This is a genomic window from Paenibacillus sp. FSL R5-192 (assembly GCF_000517845.1).
Taxonomy (GTDB): domain Bacteria; phylum Bacillota; class Bacilli; order Paenibacillales; family Paenibacillaceae; genus Paenibacillus; species Paenibacillus amylolyticus.
The window spans coordinates 85,864-103,660 of the sequence record NZ_ASPR01000048.1 but is presented as its reverse complement, the minus strand read 5'-3'; the positions used below and the strand labels follow the sequence as shown (position 1 = coordinate 103,660).

19 protein-coding genes and 1 pseudogene are annotated in these 17,797 nt (G+C 45.0%); 8 read left to right on the top strand and 12 right to left on the bottom strand.

Features of this window, described 5'->3' with window-relative positions:
* Window positions 1–294 precede the first annotated feature (294 nt).
* The gene (locus C161_RS24215; protein ID WP_036673352.1) at window positions 295–588 is read right to left on the bottom strand and encodes a YuiB family protein; all 294 of its coding nucleotides are present in this window, start codon (window positions 586–588) and stop codon (window positions 295–297) included.
* Window positions 589–1,039: 451 nt separating this feature from the next.
* On the opposite strand from C161_RS24215, the gene hemQ reads away from it, so the two are divergent.
* The gene (gene hemQ, locus C161_RS24210; protein ID WP_036605768.1) at window positions 1,040–1,786 is read left to right on the top strand and encodes a hydrogen peroxide-dependent heme synthase; all 747 of its coding nucleotides are present in this window, start codon (window positions 1,040–1,042) and stop codon (window positions 1,784–1,786) included.
* Window positions 1,787–2,073: 287 nt separating this feature from the next.
* On the opposite strand, the gene C161_RS24205 is transcribed toward hemQ, so the two are convergent.
* Both C161_RS24205 and C161_RS24200 read right to left on the bottom strand, forming a co-directional pair.
* Window positions 2,074–2,328, bottom strand: a complete 255-nt coding sequence (locus C161_RS24205) for a hypothetical protein (protein WP_036673350.1) — start codon at window positions 2,326–2,328, stop codon at window positions 2,074–2,076.
* The gene (locus C161_RS24200; protein WP_036673348.1) at window positions 2,325–3,518 is read right to left on the bottom strand and encodes an NAD(P)/FAD-dependent oxidoreductase; all 1,194 of its coding nucleotides are present in this window, start codon (window positions 3,516–3,518) and stop codon (window positions 2,325–2,327) included. The genes C161_RS24205 and C161_RS24200 overlap by 4 nt, the downstream gene beginning before the upstream one ends.
* 654 nt (window positions 3,519–4,172) lie before the next feature.
* Here C161_RS24200 and C161_RS24190 point away from each other — a divergent pair.
* Together C161_RS24190 and C161_RS32475 are read left to right on the top strand one after the other, a co-directional pair.
* Window positions 4,173–5,147: an NAD(P)/FAD-dependent oxidoreductase gene (locus C161_RS24190; RefSeq protein WP_218639193.1), complete on the top strand. Its 975-nt coding sequence runs from the start codon at window positions 4,173–4,175 to the stop codon at window positions 5,145–5,147.
* Window positions 5,148–5,223: 76 nt separating this feature from the next.
* On the top strand, window positions 5,224–5,475 hold the full coding sequence (locus C161_RS32475) for a hypothetical protein (RefSeq protein WP_074096361.1): 252 nt from the start codon (window positions 5,224–5,226) through the stop codon (window positions 5,473–5,475).
* A gap of 21 nt (window positions 5,476–5,496) precedes the next feature.
* On the opposite strand, the gene C161_RS24185 is transcribed toward C161_RS32475, so the two are convergent.
* Together C161_RS24185 and C161_RS24180 are read right to left on the bottom strand one after the other, a co-directional pair.
* Window positions 5,497–5,640 carry a sporulation histidine kinase inhibitor Sda gene (locus tag C161_RS24185; RefSeq protein ID WP_017692430.1) on the bottom strand — a complete coding sequence of 48 codons (144 nt, stop codon included), beginning with the start codon at window positions 5,638–5,640 and terminating at the stop codon, window positions 5,497–5,499.
* 355 nt (window positions 5,641–5,995) lie between these two features.
* The gene (locus C161_RS24180; RefSeq protein ID WP_036605763.1) at window positions 5,996–6,655 is read right to left on the bottom strand and encodes a YheC/YheD family protein; all 660 of its coding nucleotides are present in this window, start codon (window positions 6,653–6,655) and stop codon (window positions 5,996–5,998) included.
* 238 nt (window positions 6,656–6,893) lie between these two features.
* Here C161_RS24180 and C161_RS24175 point away from each other — a divergent pair, with 238 nt between their 5' ends.
* Together C161_RS24175 and C161_RS24170 are read left to right on the top strand one after the other, a co-directional pair.
* Window positions 6,894–7,148, top strand: a complete 255-nt coding sequence (locus tag C161_RS24175) for a hypothetical protein (RefSeq protein WP_017692428.1) — start codon at window positions 6,894–6,896, stop codon at window positions 7,146–7,148.
* 26 nt (window positions 7,149–7,174) lie between these two features.
* Entirely contained in the window at window positions 7,175–8,704 is a 1,530-nt protein-coding gene (locus C161_RS24170; RefSeq protein ID WP_036673342.1) for a Ppx/GppA phosphatase family protein, read from the top strand.
* On the opposite strand, the gene ppk1 is transcribed toward C161_RS24170, so the two are convergent.
* Window positions 8,664–10,745: a polyphosphate kinase 1 gene (ppk1, locus tag C161_RS24165; RefSeq protein ID WP_036605760.1), complete on the bottom strand. Its 2,082-nt coding sequence runs from the start codon at window positions 10,743–10,745 to the stop codon at window positions 8,664–8,666. The two genes, C161_RS24170 and ppk1, sit on opposite strands and share 41 nt — an antisense overlap.
* Before the next feature lie 248 nt (window positions 10,746–10,993).
* Here ppk1 and C161_RS24160 point away from each other — a divergent pair, with 248 nt between their 5' ends.
* The 3 genes from C161_RS24160 to C161_RS24150 all read left to right on the top strand — a co-directional run bounded on the left by C161_RS24160 (window position 10,994) and on the right by C161_RS24150 (window position 13,586).
* Window positions 10,994–11,221, top strand: coding sequence for a hypothetical protein (locus C161_RS24160; RefSeq protein ID WP_017692425.1), 228 nt, complete (start codon window positions 10,994–10,996; stop codon window positions 11,219–11,221).
* A gap of 347 nt (window positions 11,222–11,568) precedes the next feature.
* Window positions 11,569–12,618, top strand: a complete 1,050-nt coding sequence (locus C161_RS24155) for a glycoside hydrolase family 53 protein (protein ID WP_036605759.1) — start codon at window positions 11,569–11,571, stop codon at window positions 12,616–12,618.
* A gap of 512 nt (window positions 12,619–13,130) precedes the next feature.
* Window positions 13,131–13,586, top strand: a complete 456-nt coding sequence (locus tag C161_RS24150; protein ID WP_036673340.1) for a hypothetical protein — start codon at window positions 13,131–13,133, stop codon at window positions 13,584–13,586.
* An 8-nt stretch (window positions 13,587–13,594) separates the two neighbouring features.
* Here the strand turns inward: C161_RS24150 and C161_RS24145 are convergent, their stop codons facing one another.
* From C161_RS24145 to C161_RS33135, 6 genes and pseudogenes are all read right to left on the bottom strand, one after another.
* On the bottom strand, window positions 13,595–13,936 hold the full coding sequence (locus C161_RS24145; protein ID WP_036673339.1) for a hypothetical protein: 342 nt from the start codon (window positions 13,934–13,936) through the stop codon (window positions 13,595–13,597).
* A 194-nt stretch (window positions 13,937–14,130) separates the two neighbouring features.
* On the bottom strand, window positions 14,131–15,009 hold the full coding sequence (gene rarD, locus C161_RS24140; RefSeq protein WP_036673338.1) for an EamA family transporter RarD: 879 nt from the start codon (window positions 15,007–15,009) through the stop codon (window positions 14,131–14,133).
* Between the two features lie 151 nt (window positions 15,010–15,160).
* Complete coding sequence (locus tag C161_RS24135; RefSeq protein ID WP_036673337.1) at window positions 15,161–15,739, bottom strand: hypothetical protein; 579 nt, start codon at window positions 15,737–15,739, stop codon at window positions 15,161–15,163.
* Window positions 15,740–16,084: 345 nt separating this feature from the next.
* On the bottom strand, window positions 16,085–16,480 hold the full coding sequence (locus C161_RS24130) for a hypothetical protein (protein WP_051449918.1): 396 nt from the start codon (window positions 16,478–16,480) through the stop codon (window positions 16,085–16,087).
* Between the two features lie 254 nt (window positions 16,481–16,734).
* Complete coding sequence (locus C161_RS24125; RefSeq protein WP_036605754.1) at window positions 16,735–17,376, bottom strand: NAD(P)-dependent oxidoreductase; 642 nt, start codon at window positions 17,374–17,376, stop codon at window positions 16,735–16,737.
* Between the two features lie 222 nt (window positions 17,377–17,598).
* A pseudogene (locus tag C161_RS33135) lies at window positions 17,599–17,694 on the bottom strand (iron-sulfur cluster assembly accessory protein); the annotation flags it as partial.
* Between the last annotated feature and the right edge of the window lie 103 nt (window positions 17,695–17,797).

The following is a 17,797-nucleotide window of genomic DNA, read 5'->3' as shown; positions in this document are numbered from 1 at the left end:
TGTTCTCGTTCCGTTTCGTCCTAGGTCGACATCATTCACGTTTTCGCCGAATTCAGCAAATTTCTAAAATAAAATGTCGAGAGCCGCTAGAATACTATAAAAGCTGTAGCCGCAGAATACAAGGGAATATCTAAAGAGAATGTTCTCCAGATGTATATGAAGTACAACTGTACAATAATCCTTCTAAATATAAATGAATAGCAAAAAAGCCTCCCCTTTGTACTCGTAAGCGTTTACGACAAAGACAAGACTTTCACGCGATTACAGTGGCATGTGTTACCTCTTTCCAACAATCTAAAACATTCTGTACCCACCCAAACGCAACTTCTGGATCGTCCAGCCACTGATTATCGCACCAGCCAGTCCAGCGATGCCCGTCATATAGTCTACAAGCTGGAAAGAACCCAGATGTGACATCAGAGATGACGACTGATCCCATAGAGAGTACACAACAATAGGCAGAATTACAATAATGAACAGATAGGAAGGAAACCAAGTTGTCTTCATCAGCATGTTCAGAATGAAACCGATACCAAACATCATAACGAAAAATAATACCATCAATACCAACACAGGTATAAATTGCATCGGGCGACATTCACCTCTTCTTTCATACATTCAGGTTTCACTTCTGGATAGTAGTTAGTGTACCGCAAAAAATGTGGCGAAGCAACGAACTTTCTGGACAAATTTCCCTATATTTATACTCTGTTCATTTGCCCTTCTGCTTCATGTTGGGATACAATGTAAACGATAAAGCAATCACCCGTCCCTTATAGTGCGTGTTCAAAAAGACTGGTTTTCAGTACCGAGAAGATGGAATGAAGTTAGAAATGGAGTAGCGGAGCGTAGATAGAGCTACGTGAGCAGCTACAATGTTTCCTAAGGAAACATACTTCGTAAGCCTCCCACTTATTTCGGCTGAATGCCATATTCGATGCTGATGATGCCACCAGGCATGATTCGTAATCAAAAGCGGACTTTTTGAACAACCTCTTATAGGGATTTGGAAATATACCTTGCAGGAGGAACACAACCAATGAACGAAGCCGCATCAACACTGGAGGGCTGGTACGCCCTGCATGATTTTCGCTCGATTAACTGGGCCGCCTGGAAAGCAGCAGATGATGAAGAACGCGCTGTAGCACTGGACGAGCTTCAGGAATTCTGGAAAGAATGGAAAGAAGTCGAGGATTCATCCAAAGGAAGTACCGTTGTGTATACGGTTGTAGGTCAAAAAGCAGACCTCGTCATGATGCACCTGCGTGAAACGCTGGAAGATCTGAAGGCTGTTGAGAACGCGTTTAACAAAACGATGTTTGCCCAATACACAACCAAATCGTATTCATACGTCAGTGTAGTGGAACTGAGCAACTATCTTGGCAAAGAAGGCGAAGACCCGATGCAAAATCCGGATATTATCGCCCGTCTGAAACCTGTTCTGCCACAACGACAATACATCTGCTTCTATCCGATGAACAAAAAACGTGAGCTGAATGACAACTGGTACATGCTGTCCATGGACGAGCGTCGCACCATGATGCGTAGTCACGGCATGATTGGCCGCAGCTATGCGGGTAAAGTAAAACAGATCATTACCGGCTCTGTCGGTTTCGACGATTGGGAATGGGGCGTTACGCTATTTGCAGATGACGCACTTCAGTTCAAGAAACTTGTCTATGAGATGCGTTTCGATGAAGTTAGCGCCCGTTATGGCGAATTCGGTTCGTTCTATGTGGGAAGTCTGTTGAACGAAGGAACACTGGAAGACATGCTTAAGCTGTAGAAACAGCACAAAGCACAATAAAGCACCGCGACATCTCCTGTAAAGGATACTGTCTGCGGTGCTTTTTCATCTATCAATATTCTACTACGTCAAGCTTGATTTAGATCTATAATGTTTGAACTATTTATTTACACAAAAACGGAAAGGACAGAAAAAACCTGAAAAAGCGAAGCTACAAGCTTTCTGAAAGAAAGCTACATCGGAAGCATACGCTATCACCGGATTTTCCCTTTAACAAAAGGGAATCAAAAAAATCTGGGGATAACAGCGATTGGAAGGTTATGTCTCTAATCCTCGTCCTCTTCATCTACCGCTTTCAGCGATTCGAGGAACTCGGCTGTGGCCCGATCACGGTCACGCCCTTTCTCTTTAAGCCGCTCAATCGCAGGCAAAATGAGAATATCCACTTCTTTCTGCACGATGTAGGCCAGATCATATTGATCCTGTTCCTCCAGATAACCACCGACCTGCATCAGGGCGTTGTATCGATCCAGCTCTTCACGTGTTAATAGTCCCCGAACCTGAACACTGCAATGTCTCATCCAAAAAACCGCCCTTTCTTCAGGACTAACGGAATACCACCAATGATGAACAGATAACGCAGATCAACCAGCTTCTTCAACTGAGCCGCTTTCCAGCCCTTGTATTTCTTGCCGCCCACAACGGCAATAGCTTCACCTTTACCCAGTGAGGCAACCGTGCCTTTGCTCGTAAATACAAAAGGTTGTGGCTGTTTCTTGCGAATGGATGCCACAACGTTCTTGGCGCAGTTCACACCCTGCTGCATCGCAATCTGGGCTGTTGGCGGATAAGGCCGTCCTTCAGCATTGAACACAAGTGAATTATCACCAATGACATAGACATGCTCATGCCCCGGAGCACGCAAGTAGTCATCTACTTTCACACGTCCTCGCATCACTTCAAGACCTGCCTGTTCAAGCAGTGAGTTACCGCGAATACCGCCGGTCCATACGACTGTAGCAGCATCGAGTTTTTCACCCTCACCCACAATAACCCCGTCCGGGAGACATTGCTTGATTGGAACACCAATTTTGAAAGTAACGCCCTTCTTCTTGAGCACATTCATCGCATGTTCTACCAATTCCGGGTCAAATCCAGGCAAGGCCGAAGGCGCTGCCTCTACATTATAGATGTGCACATGTTTCGGATTCACGTCGAACTCCTTGCACAGATGTGGAATACGATCTGCAAGTTCAGCTACGAATTCAACACCACTGAAACCCGCTCCACCTACGACAAACCGAATACGATTTCGTTTGTTATCGTTTTTGTACATCGCAAATTGATATTCGATGTGTTCTCGAATCAGTCTGACCGAGTTAATACTGCGGATTGTCATGGCGTGATCGAGCATCCCCGGAATACCGAAGGTCTCAGGCTCACCGCCTAGTCCAATAATCAGATAATCATAGGATAACGTGCCGTCCTCCAGAATAATCTTCCGATCCTGCAGACGAATCTCCTTCACGGAAGACTTGACCAGATCAATCTTGAACTCATCAATCAGCTTGGAAATGGGCACTCTTGCATGCTCAATGGTATCCGTGCCGGCTGCCGGCATATGTAGATGTGTAGTAATATAATGATAATCATGCCGATTCACCAGTGTGACGTCGGCCTCGTTATAGTTCAATTCCTTCTGCAGCCGCTGGGCTGTCAGAATCCCGCCATAGCCCGCGCCGAGGATGACGATTTTGGGAATACTGCTCATGTCTATACCCCTTCCGGTTTCACTTGCATCAGCCCGATCTTGGGTGAGATGCAAAATGCACATACTTACAAATATTGATGAGGTCTTGCCCATTATGACGACAAATGTTAACTTCGCGAATTTATTTAAACGTTTGCATCAATTTCATAACTCACTAAAAATGGATTTTATGAAACTAGATATCGACATATTGAACCGTTTTGATCTATATCTAGACTTGATTGAAGCAACTAAAGGGTTTATGAAATTGATACGTTTGCACGCAAGTTATCGTTTCAAGTTGTGAAATTAACCACAAGATTCTACAAAACACGGGATCTGTCTTCATATTACATATTGACTCTAAATTAGACAAAAAAACACATAGTACAGGTCAAGGATATCTGTATTTCTAGTAAAGATCAAGGTTTTTTTTGTTATTTTTCATAACCTTTCATTTCCAATTTCATCCTATTCTCATCTGATCTTCATCAATTGTTCCCAGTTTCGTGACGCCGCTAACTTTGCAACCCTGAATACACCGTTTATAATAGGAAAGACAGTTCAGCACCCATGCCGGTTACGATACGTAGCCTGCACATTCTTTCTGTTAACTACCTATTAAAATATGAAAGGTGTTGTTGATTCTTGACTGCACAAAATTCCAGTCATGATATGACTGATTTACTTATTATCGGTGGAGGCCCTGCGGGTCTGTTCGCCGCGTTTTATGGTGGGATGCGTCAGGCATCCGTTACACTGGTTGAAAGTATGCCACAGCTTGGCGGACAGCTTGCCGCTCTTTACCCGGAGAAATACATCTATGATGTAGCCGGATTCCCGAAAGTAACAGCTCAGGAACTGGTGAATAACCTCGTTGAGCAAATGAATCATTTTAACCCGAATATCCGCCTTGAAGAAAAGGTTGTATCGGTGGAGAAAAAGGATGAACAACATTTCATCGTGAAGACGGATGAGAATGAATATCATGCCAAAGCCGTCATTATTACAGCTGGTGTAGGTGCATTCGAACCACGTCGCCTGGAGCTTGAAGGTGCTGCCAAGTTCGAGAAGAGTAACCTGCACTACTTCATCAGTGATCTAAATGCCTTCGCTGGCAAAAAAGTACTGATCAGTGGCGGCGGTGACTCCGCGGTAGACTGGGCACTCATGCTGGAGCCTATCGCTGAGCAAGTAACGCTGATCCATCGCCGGGACAAGTTCCGTGCACATGAGCACAGTGTCGAAAACCTGATGAATTCCAAGGTGAATGTCGTTACACCGACCGAAATCACGGAACTTCATGGGGATGACACGATTACCAAGGTAACCCTTTCTCATGTGAAAACCAAAGAAACTCAGGAAATCGAAGTAGATGACGTGATCGTTAACTTCGGATTTGTCTCTTCTCTCGGACCGATTGCCGAGTGGGGTATCGAAATTGACAGTAACTCCATCGTTGTTGATTCCCGCATGGAAACATCTATTCCAGGAATCTTCGCTGCCGGAGATATCACAACATATCCGGGTAAACTGAAGCTGATCGCTGTCGGATTCGGCGAAGCTCCAACAGCCGTCAACAATGCGAAGGTGTACTTCGATCCGGATGCCAAGTTGTCCCCAGGACACAGCAGTAACATGAAACGCTAGTTTTGCTGAAATAACATATATTGATACAAAAAAGGGTATCTTACTCCTGAGTGAATCCATATCAGGAGGGATACCCTTGTCTTATATATGCCCGCTGTGTAACGGTCTGGTTGTACCGGAGCAGGCTTGCCCCCACTGCCTTCAGGGACTGTTAGAATGCGGCAAATTGGATGATTACACCGGACCATACAGCCCCTACGTATTCCAACCTTCCTCTGACACGGCAGACGAAGTCGAAAACGTTTGCAATCATGTGATGTACTGTCACCATTGTCAGACGAGCACGCCATGGCCAGTCTCACTATGGGACTTGTCCGGAAACCTGTAACATTGCCTGCAATGAGGATCTCTAGTGAAGAATGGCAGATACGTCGGTACCCAGTTTGCGCTTATGGATTTCTGCCAACAGCAGTGCGATGAAATCTCGTTCGAGATTCAACTCAATCGCTTTATGGTAGGAATCCAACAACATCTCATCGGATAACATAGCCATTTCCCGCCACAACCTTTCCTTTTTTTTCCTCAAAACTATCATATCAGAGATTCATATAGAGAACAAGCGTTCTTGTTATCCACAACGATATGTGGAAATCCTGTGCATAGTTTGTTGATAAATGGAAAAAATATAGAGTAATCAACGTGTATAGTGTGGACAATATTTATGCACAGGGAGTTTGTACTACTATCAGAACGTTTATCAGCGTATTTTTTTTGGAATAAATTCATAGTTTCAAGACTTGTTGCGAGTAAATTACCCGGTAATGTAAAATTTCAAACGGTTTTCATACCGTTTTCTTCTATATATTATCGGTTTTTCTTGAATTTTCTTGAGTTTTCCCATTCATTTTCTATTGGGGTCTGGTATTCACTTCCAGAATCCAGATCTTGCCTGAATAATCCAGTCCATAATCAAATCCAAGCTGACCTACACCAGGGAACTGACTTTCCATAATGTACGTACATGTCATTGTAAGTGAACGCATCTCCCGGCGTTTGTGCCGACCGGATATATGTGGCAGGGATAAACCAAGAGCTCGCCTTCCTGATAACATGGTGCCACCCTTGCTCAGATTCGTCACACAGAGTCCGGGACGAGCGAGTCGTCCTACTAATGAACGGAATACCCAGCCTCGTTGGGTTTTGACAACTTTGACTCTGTAATCAACAGGTCTCCCTTGAATTGTTGCCAGATGAATGCCTTGCTGGATCAAGTACTTGCGTCTAGCCTTTACACGCACCAGAGAGCGATACATCTGGCTGAAACTGGCGAAAGAACGGGTCGTTTTCATATGGGTGTATCGATAAGCCCCACCGCTGGCCGATACCCGGATGACACCGTAACCTCCGCCTCCTACAATAGGTTTGACATACACCATTCCATAACGACTGAGCATTTGCAGCAGATTACCCGAGTTGAATGCCTTGGTCTGTGGGATATGGACAGCAGCTACCGGATATTTCATCAGAGCCGCTGTCTTCCGCCATTTGCTTGCAAGTTGTCTCGACATGGGTTGATCTCCTTCCTTGAAACAATAGTCCTTCCTTATACATACTCAACAGAAGCCTTGCTTTCTTGGATGTCTGTCCACGGCAAAGGCCCCTTTTTCATGTAACCTGTCCCAGGAGTGATGGCGGAAACGGGAACACGCGCCCGGTTTACTTTTCAAACAAGTCAATCTGTCGTATGCTACTAAGGAATGGCTTGGAAGGGCTTAAATATGAGGATCTAAGGAGCGTTAAGAACAAATGGAAGCATTTTTCAAATCACTTTATGGCGTAGCCTATTTTGCAATGTCGATCGTTCTGGTAGCTGTTACGGTACTTCTCTTTGTCACAGGTATTCGACTGTTTATGCAAAAGCGTAATCGCGGCTTTGCCGTGAGTTGTCTTATATTTGCCTGTTTCATCGTCTTTATCATTGTTGTTATGTTAACTACGCCCTTCTCTGCCACACCGCCGGGTTCACCGGAAGCCATGGCTGCCCTTCTTCACTTCGGGTAGTTGAACCTCTGTAGAAGGAGATGCTTATGACACGTACTAATGAAACCTTAGGAATTATTGATATCGGCTCGAACTCCATTCGTCTAGTTATCTATGAACTGGACCAAGACGAAGCCTATCGCATCATTCATGAAGACAAATACGCCGCTCGTCTGAGCAGCGTTGTTGAGTCCGATGGAACCATTCTGCGCCATTCTCTGGATAAAGCCATCACCATCTTGAGTCAATTCAAAGCGACCTGTGAAGCGTATCAGACCAAACTGATTCGCGCAGCAGCTACCGCAGCTATTCGTAATGCAAGCAATGTCCTGGAGATTATTGAATGGCTGGAGACAGAGACGGGGCTTACCATTGAATGTGTATCGGGAGATCGGGAGGCCTATTATGGGTTCCTTGGTGTCACTCAATCCATTGATCTGGCAGACGGTTACGTCGTGGATATTGGAGGCGGCAGCACAGAGATCACGGTCTTTCGGGATCGGAAAAGGTTACATAGCATCTCCCTCCCTATTGGTGCTGTGAATTCACATGCCCGTTACGGGGGCGAAGATCAGTGGACTGAGGAGAATGCAAATGCATTATGCAACGAAGTCACTGAGGCTCTACGTGGACAGGATTGGATTCGTGAGCATCCTGGTCTGCCACTCATCGGACTTGGCGGCACAATGCGTACACTCGCCAAAGTGGAACAGAAGCGCACCCAGTATTCTTTGCCTGTCAGCCATCATTATGAGATCAGTGAGGAAGCGATGGAGAACATCGCTCGCTCCTTACCACATCTCACCTCAGCACAGCGCAAAAAGGTACCTGGGCTCGCCAAAGATCGCGCTGACATCATTGTGCCCGGCGTACTGATCCTACGAACTGTCTTCCAGATAATACAGGGAGATCGTTATGTGGTTAGTGGCGCGGGTCTACGAGACGGGTTGTTGCGTGATTACATGGCTGGAGGGCAGCCGGTCGTTCCAGACGCGCTGAAGGACAGTATCCGCAACTTTATCCATTTTGGTCCACCTATTCCAGAGAAACGTCTGCAACGGATTCATCAGGATATGGTTACCCTGTATACAGCATTACAAGGTAACCCTCCTGATCAAGCAGATGCCCGAATCCTGTATGCATCCTCCATGCTGCACATGGCAGGTAAACAGATTAACTATTTCCGTTATACACAGCACTCGGCCTATTGGATCATGAATTCAAGCATTTATGGACTTTCTCATCGGGAGACCATTCTAAGTGCCAGTGCAGCTGATTATCATCCCAAAAAAAGAACGCCCCAACTGCTGAATAAGCACCGGGACATTCTGAAAAACTCGGATGAGCGGCATGCTCATCGTTTAGGCTCTCTGCTGCGCGTAGCTGAAGCCATCAATCGATCCGAGAGCATCGCTGCGATCAAAGCAACAAAAGAAAACGACTCGCTGCAGGTGCAATTCACCTGTACAGCTGAGCCGTTACTGGAACTTGATGGCCTGGAAGAGGCCGTCAAGGATCTGAAGGAAGCCTGGGGAGTTACGTTAACGCACTCCATTCAGCAGGCTTCCAAGGGATAATACCCATGGCCTCCGTCTGACTTCTCAGCGGGGGCTTTTCATTTTCTACAAATACATAATTGCCACCAGGCATAAGTTGTCTCGCTTTGACATTATCCATAAGGGACAGATTAAGGATATCCACTAGCATCTTTTTCAGCTCTGGATCAAATACGGGACACATCAGTTCAATTCTTCGATTCAGGTTACGTGTCATCCAGTCTGCACTGGAGATGAATACATCCGGGTTGCCGCTATTTTCAAAATAAAACAACCGTGAATGCTCCAGAAAACGATCCACAATGCTAATGACCCGAATATTCTCACTGAGCCCCTCTACCCCCGGACGCAGACAACATACACCACGCACAATCAGATCGATCTGCACGCCTGCTTGAGAAGCCTCGTACAATTCATCAATCATTTCCTGATGGGATAAGGAGTTGATCTTGGCAATGATTCTGGAAGGTTTGCCTTTCAGCGCGTGCTCTGTTTCTCTACGAATCAGTGCAAACAACTCATCCTTCATACCATCCGGAGCTACACGGAACGCCTGCAATGCCTTCGGACCGGAGTATCCGGTAATCTCATTGAACAATTCGGATGCATCTTCCCCAATAATTGGATTAGAGGTGAACAGTCCCACGTCCGTATAAACTTTGGCTGTACTCTCATTATAGTTACCGGTTCCTACATGAACATAACGTCTCAAACCCTGCTGTTCCCTGCGTACGACAAGAATGATTTTGGCGTGGGTCTTGAGTCCAACCAGTCCATATACCACGTGACATCCGGCCTTCTCCAGCTTACGGGCCCAAGCAATGTTGCGCTCTTCATCAAACCGGGCTTTCAGTTCCACCACCACCGTGACCTGCTTACCACTCTCAGCGGCAAGTGCAAGTGCCGGAATAAGGCGTGAATCGCCATTGACCCGATATAATGTCATCTTGATGGCCAGAACTCTTGGATCTTCCGAAGCCTCCAATATAAAATCAGTGACCGGTTCAAACGATTCGTATGGATGATGCACCAGTACATCGCGTTTGCGCAGCAGCTCAAAATGACTCTCTCTTGGCAGAAACTCAAGTGGGTAGACTGGCTTCACCGGACTGTATTTCAGATGTGAGAAACTTTCCAGACTGTCCACGAATCCCGCCAGAAAACTCAGATCAAGTGGTCCATCAATTTCATATACCGGGTCCTGAATATCAAATTCATCCTGCAATTCCAATAAGGCATCCGGACGAAAATCCTTGCACACTTCCAGTCGTACAGGAGCCCCGCGGCGTCTTCGGCGCAATTCTTTTTCAATAGCCTCAAGCAGATCTTCCGCTTCTTCTTCATTAATAAAGAGATCCGCATTACGGGTCACTCGGAATTCCTGTGCAGCAAGCGAGATATACCCGCTGAAGAGTGTATGGATATGATGTTTGATAAGATCTTCAATCAGTATGAATGTTTTCTTTTTGCTATTCGCCCGAATGGGAGCCTGAACTACCCGCGGCAGATTGGAAGGCACCTGAACAATAGCCATAAACGGCTCGCCCTCTTGCTCCCCTTCCTTCTGTAACATCACGGACAAATAGACAGACTTGTTGTGTACCAGTGGGAACGGACGACTCTGGTCAATCGCCATCGGTGTGAGTACCGGAAAAATAATTTCATGAAAGTACTGGTCCATTGCGCGCTGCTGTGTCACATTAAGATCTGTATATTCCTGAATGTTCACGCCTTTCTTGGCGAGTAGACGAATGAGTTCACGATACGTTTTATACTGTTCGGCGACCATGGTCCCGGTTCGTTTGATCAATCTGCGGTACAATCCCGAAGGCGTGTATCCTGTAAAATCTTTTTGCGTGAATCCGGCCTTGATCTTCTCTTTTGTCTCTGCCACCCTTACACTGACGAACTCGTCCAGATTACTAGCGACAATGCCGAGAAATCTCATGCGTTCCAGCAGAGGCGTTGTTGGATCCTGGGCCTCCTGAAGTACGCGCCGATTAAATTCAACCCAACTCAAATCACGATTAACGTAGTTGCCTGTTTTGACGTCTCTATGCATGTATGGCCTCCGAATGTGTTGCATATCTATTCTTGGTTAGAAGTTCTCATATAATTGTACTATTCGTAATCAACATCAAGCGTCAGCGCAGTGTAAACGCTACGTAAAATTTATGTAAATGATACCTCATGGGCGCAACTTTTTCCATCCCTTTACAAAGGTCAATAGACAGAGTAAAGTGAAGTACAGTGTGATTTGGTCCGGTTGCTTGTTCTCATTCCAAATATAGTTGATCAAAGGAGTATATAATGAAATCCAACAAACCTAGAACATTACAAAAAAATATAGAGTTTTTCACGGCTGCACTATCCCAATGTATGGTAAGCGCATGGCAGGAAGACCCGGCTGGCGTCTATTGCGAGGTCGGTTGTGGCATTGTGGAGCGGATCAGTGAAGACAGCGTGCGCATCCGAAACAATGACGGAACAAAGAGCCATTATGCACGAGATATCACAATGTTCCAGACCGAAAAATAATTTTGCTTAAATACGTAAAAAAGACTAGCTTTCCCAAACAAGGTGTTGTATACTCTTGCCACAAGGAAAGGAGGTGCGTCAACATTTCTAATGTCATGTTGAACGTGTCCCTTACCCGATCCACTAGCTCAAATTAAAAGAGTCTGGTGGAGGCGCGGGATACGGATCAATGTTTCAAAAAGCGCCACGGGTAGAAAAGCCGTCTTCGGACGGCTTTTTGTTTTCTCTTTTTCTGTAGAGAGGTTGAGAAAACACCCAAAATATTGGAAATGGACCCTTTAGTAGAGCAAACCAGGATGGCTATAATTAGGATGCAACTCAACCTAAATCCGAGGAGGCATCTTGTAATGTTCAAAAATGTAAGGGGTTTCAAGACATCCATCATGTTGGCTTTTGTTTTGTTATTCACCTCCATCATGTTGCCCGCAGGTCAGCATGCCAGCGCAGCACCAAGTTTCGCCAAAGGAGCCGACATCAGTTGGGTTCCCGGAATGGAAGCCCAAGGCTACAAATGGAAAGATAAAAACGGCGTACAGCGCGACATCATTGATATTTTGAAAAAAGACTATCAAATCAACTCCGTTCGCATTCGAGTTTTCGTTAATCCTTCGAATGATTATGGGAACGGTTACATGAATAAGGATCGTGCGGCTGCACTCGCACAACGTGCCAAGAATGCTGGCATGAGTGTAATGCTCACTCTGCACTATAGCGATTCTTGGGCAGACCCTGGTCAACAGACCAAACCTGCTGCCTGGAAAAACTATACGTTCCAACAGCTCATGGATGCGGTATGGAACCACACTCGTGAAGTTATGACGGCGATGCAAAGCAAAGGCGTTACCCCGGACTGGGTACAGATCGGTAATGAAACAAGCAACGGCATGTTATGGGAAGATGGCAAAGCATCCACCAACATGAAAAACTATGCGTGGTTGGTGAACACTGGCCATAACGCAGTAAAATCCCTGAGCAGCGGCACCAAAACCATTGTGCATCTGGCAGGTGGAGATGATAACGCCCTGTATGTATGGAACATTGGTGGTCTGATTAATAACGGAGCTAACTTTGACATGATCGCCATGTCCCTCTATCCTTCAGCTTCGGGCTGGAACACCGCTGTGACAAATACGGTAAACAACGCCAAGGATATGATCAACCGTTATGGCAAAGAGATCATCATCTCCGAAATTGGCATGGACAATAACCAGGCTGCAGCTGGTAAAAGTTTTGTTGCCGCGATGAAAAACCAAATTCGCAATCTGCCAAATGGCAAAGGTAAAGGTGTATTCTACTGGGAGCCTCAGGCTACACCAGGTTATAACAGTGGATATGGTAAGGGCGCTTGGCAGTCGAATATGATGCCAACGGTTGTCATGGAAGGATTTATTGACTAGGTACGGTGGGTAGAAGTGCGGACTTTGGAGCAATGGTGGCGTTCCGGTGGCGGATCGTTCTTATGATCGCTGTTATCCCCAGATTTTATGAATTCCCCTGATAAGGGGAAAATCCGGGGATAGCCTATGCTTCCGATGTAGCTTTCTTGCAGAAAGCTTTCAGGCGAACGCTCCGCTTCTTCAGAATCGATTCCGCCCCCTCCACTACGTTGGTGCTCTATGAGGCACTTCTAATACCGTGTGTAGGCAAATGGTAAGTAGTAAGGTAAAACAAGAGCTTGAGGCGCTGTTCCCGGGGGGATTAGCGCCTTTTGGCGATGAAGTGCATTGAGGGGGAAGCGTGGTCGGCGTTCCGGGATCGGATCAGGCACTTCTACAGCGTGCCGCAATCAATCGAGGAGGAGTGCATCACTCGGGCTGGAGACTGATGTTCTTTTGGCTTACATATGAATATAATAAGTTTATTGAGATAACACATAGGATCAACTTCTAATTGGAGAGGAGGCATAAGGATGAGTTTTTTAAAAGGGTTCGGTCAGTTAGCTGGGGAAGTTACCGGGAGAGTGTTGGGCGGCAGCGTGAGGGTTGTTGGTGAAATTGCGGGAAGCCCCTTTATCAAAAAAATCGGGAACGGCGTAGAAAAAGCTACGATTAATACAGGCAAAACCGTTGGACAACTGGCTAGCGGGACATATGATCTTGCCAGTGGTGCAATTCGAAAAGATGATACCGCCATAGACGCGGGGCTTGCCGATATTGGAGGTGCTGTAACCACTACTGCAAAAGGTGTAGCGATATCAGCAAAGTACGTATATAACAGCGGTAAAGATGTTGTTGTGGGCATGAAAGAGGAAGATAAGGATAGAGTGAAGCTTGGTGCCAAGAATCTTTTAGCTGCTGCTGCGGTAACAACACTCGCTGTCGGTGTCATTGATGCAGTTGATGGGGCTGAAGGTGTAGATACGTAGGATTTGGATTAGATCACCAATAACACAACAACTGAAGAAATACAGCCTAGCAGGGCAACCAAAATATGGAGACAACTAAATGAGATTTTTTCAAGTAAAATCCGTTGTCTCTTTTGAATTAAACACGAGTAGATGAACACCGTAACCACAACGGGCAGATATAAATGAAGATCCGGACCATCCATGCTCGGTAATAGTTTATTAATATATCCACCTATCGTCTCGTTGACCATCATGAACCCATATATACTACCGATTATTGCTGAAACTGCAAACTGAAATAGTATCTGAACTACTGCCTTCTTTACAAAGAATGGATCACGTTTGCGGTAACGGTTATTAACCATCATATATCTGTCGCCTCCTCGTTTTTCTATTACTCTTTTTGGTTACTATTTTTGATTACTACTCCTGTATTTTACCATAACGTTGATCAGCCTTCCTTTTTAGTTTTTATCGACCTATCGCTCCCCCACAAACAAAAAATTGCCCTCTCCACCTCATTGGCAGAAAGGGCAATTATGTCGATACCAGATACCTCTGTTCAGCTTACCTTAGCGAGTCTCGTAGCACGTATCGATGCGGCAGCGTATACGATAAGCGCTGTCCAGATGAGTGCGAAACCAACGAGCAGAACTGGCGAGACCGTTTCCTTGAACACAAACACACTCAGGATCAGCATAATTGTTGGCCCAATATACTGCACAAAGCCGAGTGTGGACAACGACATTCGAGCAGCCGCCCGTGCAAAGAACAGCAGCGGCAACGCCGTCACCACACCGGAAAGCAACAGTTCGAAGAACATCGGTGCAGGTAGCGTCCATGCCGTTGCTTTTCCTACAACAGCCAAGTAGATCCAGTAGCCAAGTGCGACGGGCAGAACTACAGCTGTCTCCGAAAATAAACCCACAGAAGCGTCTTGCTTAATCTTCTTCTTCGCCAGACCGTACAAGCCAAATGACACGGCCAGCGAGATCGCAACCCAAGGGAAACGTCCGTAGTCGATAGCGATGATAAGCACCGCGACACCAGCGATGGCAATCGCGAGCCATTGTCCACGGTTTGGCTTTTCATGAAGGAAGACAACCGCCAGCAACACATTTAGTAACGGGTTCAAATAATAGCCCAGACTTGTCTCAACGACATGACCGTTGTTAACCGCCCAGATGAAGATAAGCCAGTTAATAGCAATTAGCAGCCCACTCGCGGTAAGGGACAGCAGGGTCGAACGACTGGTCAGAATACGCTTCATGTCACTCCAACGACGTTGGACGGCAACGAAAATCCCCATAAAGACAAATGACCAGACAACCCGGTGCGATAAAATCTCGCCTGCTGGTACATTTTCAAACAACTTCCAATACAGCGGGAGAACTCCCCACATGATATACGCAATGATCGCGTTGATTAATCCACTATTCATAACTGTATCCCCTCTTATTGCTCTGATATCTCAACGGATTATACGCCTCGATCCTCGTTTAAGTAAAGGGGGTAATAGGTCATACAGGAATCCATGCCTAGTTCAAATGACTTTTTTTTTGAGCAAAAGCTTCACGTTTAGCGCTACCAAATTATGCTTTGCGCTTTTTCTTTCTTACTCTCATGATGAAGGTAAAGATCGCCGCAAATACGACCACACCTACGATAAACAAATCAACATCTTGCTCAAACATAAACCACATTTTGTGTTCTACGTTCACTTGTTGTTTGGGTGGATATCCTTCCCCAAATAGCTCAGTTGCTTGGTTCAAATCATTCATTTCGATGGTCAAACTGCACGGACTACTACTTAATTCGCCATCCACTTCGCTAAAGTATATTAAGTATTTGTTACCTTCCTTGAAATCAAATCCCCATGTGAAGTTAGTTGCAATAATTAGTTGAGAGTCAACTTCAGTATTCCAACTCCTCTCAACTTCCACTAAAATATATCTAATTTTCTCTTTGGTTCCCGTAAACCCCTCTTGCTTCAAGTCGACCTTTACTTGCTTTACTTCACCATAAACAGCTCCATCATATATTTCTAACTCTTCTTGGGGGCTTCCCGATTCAACACATGACAAAGCGTTAACATCTTGTGCATTTGAGATAAAGAACACGCTAGATATAAAAAAAATTAACGTAATTATACGAAGTTTCAGTTTTTCCACCTTCTTCTCATAATGTTAATTGGTACATCTTTATTGACCTGTTTAACAGGAAAAATGTTGCATTTCCCCTGGCCGTTAGGTGAATGAACAAAGAAGCAACCAATCGGACACAATTGTTTGCTCCATTTGTCTTTATTAAGTTATCATTCAAGACTAATCTAAAAGAAATAAAACTAAGATATTTTTCTTACAGCAAACCATAACTCAACAAAATTCAGTCCATCTTTAACTCCAGTAATTTCAAATTCCATTCCGTCGACCTGTTCATATCCTGTAGTAGGAAGCCATTCAGAAAAGAATCGTCTATGTATGGTAGCGTCACATTAGATCCTATTTGAGTTACCTTCACTTTCCTCCAACATGAAACACACCGATTACGGTTTCACCATCCTTGTCATACAGTGGAATATCCCATCCGTCTGGTGATCTGCTGTTCTGTATCGCAATAGCTTCTTCAGGTGTTTTTGGTTGCTCGCCATCCATGTCTTTTTTCAACAGATATCCGTCTGTACCATCCACACCAGTAGCCAAGATTAAGTCAGGTTCCGTTTCTGGAGAAGTCGCATATGCGGCAGAACCATATGTCTGTCCATTCTTATTTTTCGGATAAAAAGAAGTGATGTGAAATTGATTCATCTTATTTTTAACGTTTGTATATTGGGATAACCCTGAACCACTCGATACACTAATCATAAAAACCGCAAAGATCAATAATATAACTCCTTTGGAATACATCTTCACAACTGTTCACTCCCTTGTACTTTTGAACTCGCAGCAATTCCAATGAAGAGAAGATGGTTTTCACATAATCTCATTCCCTTCCCAACTTTAGAATAATATAACATAGATTCAAAGGAGTAGTTGGAAGTTGAACGATAATGATCTAACCTGTCTAACGTTATTGCAGAACATCCCTCTTCGATAACATAAAAAAACGGACACCGATCTGTGGAGATCTGCGTCCGTTTGTATTTCCATATTATCATTTAAAAGTGTTACTTCACTTCGCCAACAACGGTAAAGCGCTCGTTTTTGTGTTGTGGATTTTCGATCTCATCAACCAAAGCAATCGCATAGTCTGCATAGCTGATGTAGCTGTTGCCTTCGCTATTCACGAGAATAACATCGTTGCCTGCTTGATATTTGCCGGTGCGTACACCTTCTGGATTAAAGAATCCAGCCGGGCTCAAGAATGTCCATTGAATACCCGAAGATGCTTGCAGATCCTGCAAGTTTTGGCCTTGGTTCGTTGCAGTTGCTTTGTAAGCATCCGGGAATCCTGGGGATTCAAAGACACGCAATGTTTTGGACTCGTCTGTGAACAGGCTTCCTGCTCCACCCACAACGATCAGACGAGTGTTTGGTGCATCTTTCAGGATGTTGATCAACGCTTGTCCTACTTCCACATGCAGGTTTTCTTTACCCGCTGGAGCACCAAATGCATTTACAACCACATCGAACGCTTTAAGATCTTCAGCTGTAAGATCGAATACATCTTTCTCCAGCGTATTCAGGCTTTTATCTTCCAATTTGGATGCATTACGAACGATTGCTGTTACTTTATGCCCTCTGTCTGCTGCTTCTTTCAAAATTACACTTCCTGCTTTGCCTGTTGCACCAATGATTGCAATGTTCATCATGATCTCTCCTTTAAATTATCGATATTGTTTATGTTTGAACTTTATATTGTAACTATAATTGTTACAACTAAGTTTGTCAACCATGCACAATCAGTACACGCAAAAAAGCCCCTGATATCATGCCCGTGCAAAACGGATACAATTCAGAGGCTATCTATTAAAGGGTTGCAAACTGCTTATTTAAAACAAGATTGGGAAACCACTTTACAACTCCGTTTCTTAACAATCCTTATCCGGCACACCCGCATCTTCCTTCGTACGGAAAGAAGATCCACATCCACAAGTGGCTACCGCGTTCGGATTATGGATGGTGAATTTACGCTTAGCTATTAGGAAGGCTTAACGTCCGTCACTACGCGGTTTCTGGCATGTGGGCGGGATTGTGAATCCACACGACTACTTGTTAATTACGCGCCAC

Excerpts from the sequence above, each read along its gene's own strand:
- C161_RS24215 (WP_036673352.1), bottom strand. The coding sequence starts at position 588 with ATGCAATTTATACCTGTGTTGGTATTGATGGTATTATTTTTCGTTATG.
- hemQ (WP_036605768.1), top strand. The coding sequence starts at position 1,040 with ATGAACGAAGCCGCATCAACACTGGAGGGCTGGTACGCCCTGCATGAT.
- C161_RS24205 (WP_036673350.1), bottom strand. The coding sequence starts at position 2,328 with ATGAGACATTGCAGTGTTCAGGTTCGGGGACTATTAACACGTGAAGAG.
- C161_RS24200 (WP_036673348.1), bottom strand. The coding sequence starts at position 3,518 with ATGAGCAGTATTCCCAAAATCGTCATCCTCGGCGCGGGCTATGGCGGG.
- C161_RS24190 (WP_218639193.1), top strand. The coding sequence starts at position 4,173 with ATGACTGATTTACTTATTATCGGTGGAGGCCCTGCGGGTCTGTTCGCC.
- C161_RS24185 (WP_017692430.1), bottom strand. The coding sequence starts at position 5,640 with ATGGCTATGTTATCCGATGAGATGTTGTTGGATTCCTACCATAAAGCG.
- C161_RS24180 (WP_036605763.1), bottom strand. The coding sequence starts at position 6,655 with ATGTCGAGACAACTTGCAAGCAAATGGCGGAAGACAGCGGCTCTGATG.
- C161_RS24175 (WP_017692428.1), top strand. The coding sequence starts at position 6,894 with ATGGAAGCATTTTTCAAATCACTTTATGGCGTAGCCTATTTTGCAATG.
- C161_RS24170 (WP_036673342.1), top strand. The coding sequence starts at position 7,175 with ATGACACGTACTAATGAAACCTTAGGAATTATTGATATCGGCTCGAAC.
- ppk1 (WP_036605760.1), bottom strand. The coding sequence starts at position 10,745 with ATGCATAGAGACGTCAAAACAGGCAACTACGTTAATCGTGATTTGAGT.
- C161_RS24160 (WP_017692425.1), top strand. The coding sequence starts at position 10,994 with ATGAAATCCAACAAACCTAGAACATTACAAAAAAATATAGAGTTTTTC.
- C161_RS24155 (WP_036605759.1), top strand. The coding sequence starts at position 11,569 with ATGTTCAAAAATGTAAGGGGTTTCAAGACATCCATCATGTTGGCTTTT.
- C161_RS24150 (WP_036673340.1), top strand. The coding sequence starts at position 13,131 with ATGAGTTTTTTAAAAGGGTTCGGTCAGTTAGCTGGGGAAGTTACCGGG.
- C161_RS24145 (WP_036673339.1), bottom strand. The coding sequence starts at position 13,936 with ATGATGGTTAATAACCGTTACCGCAAACGTGATCCATTCTTTGTAAAG.
- rarD (WP_036673338.1), bottom strand. The coding sequence starts at position 15,009 with ATGAATAGTGGATTAATCAACGCGATCATTGCGTATATCATGTGGGGA.
- C161_RS24125 (WP_036605754.1), bottom strand. The coding sequence starts at position 17,376 with ATGAACATTGCAATCATTGGTGCAACAGGCAAAGCAGGAAGTGTAATT.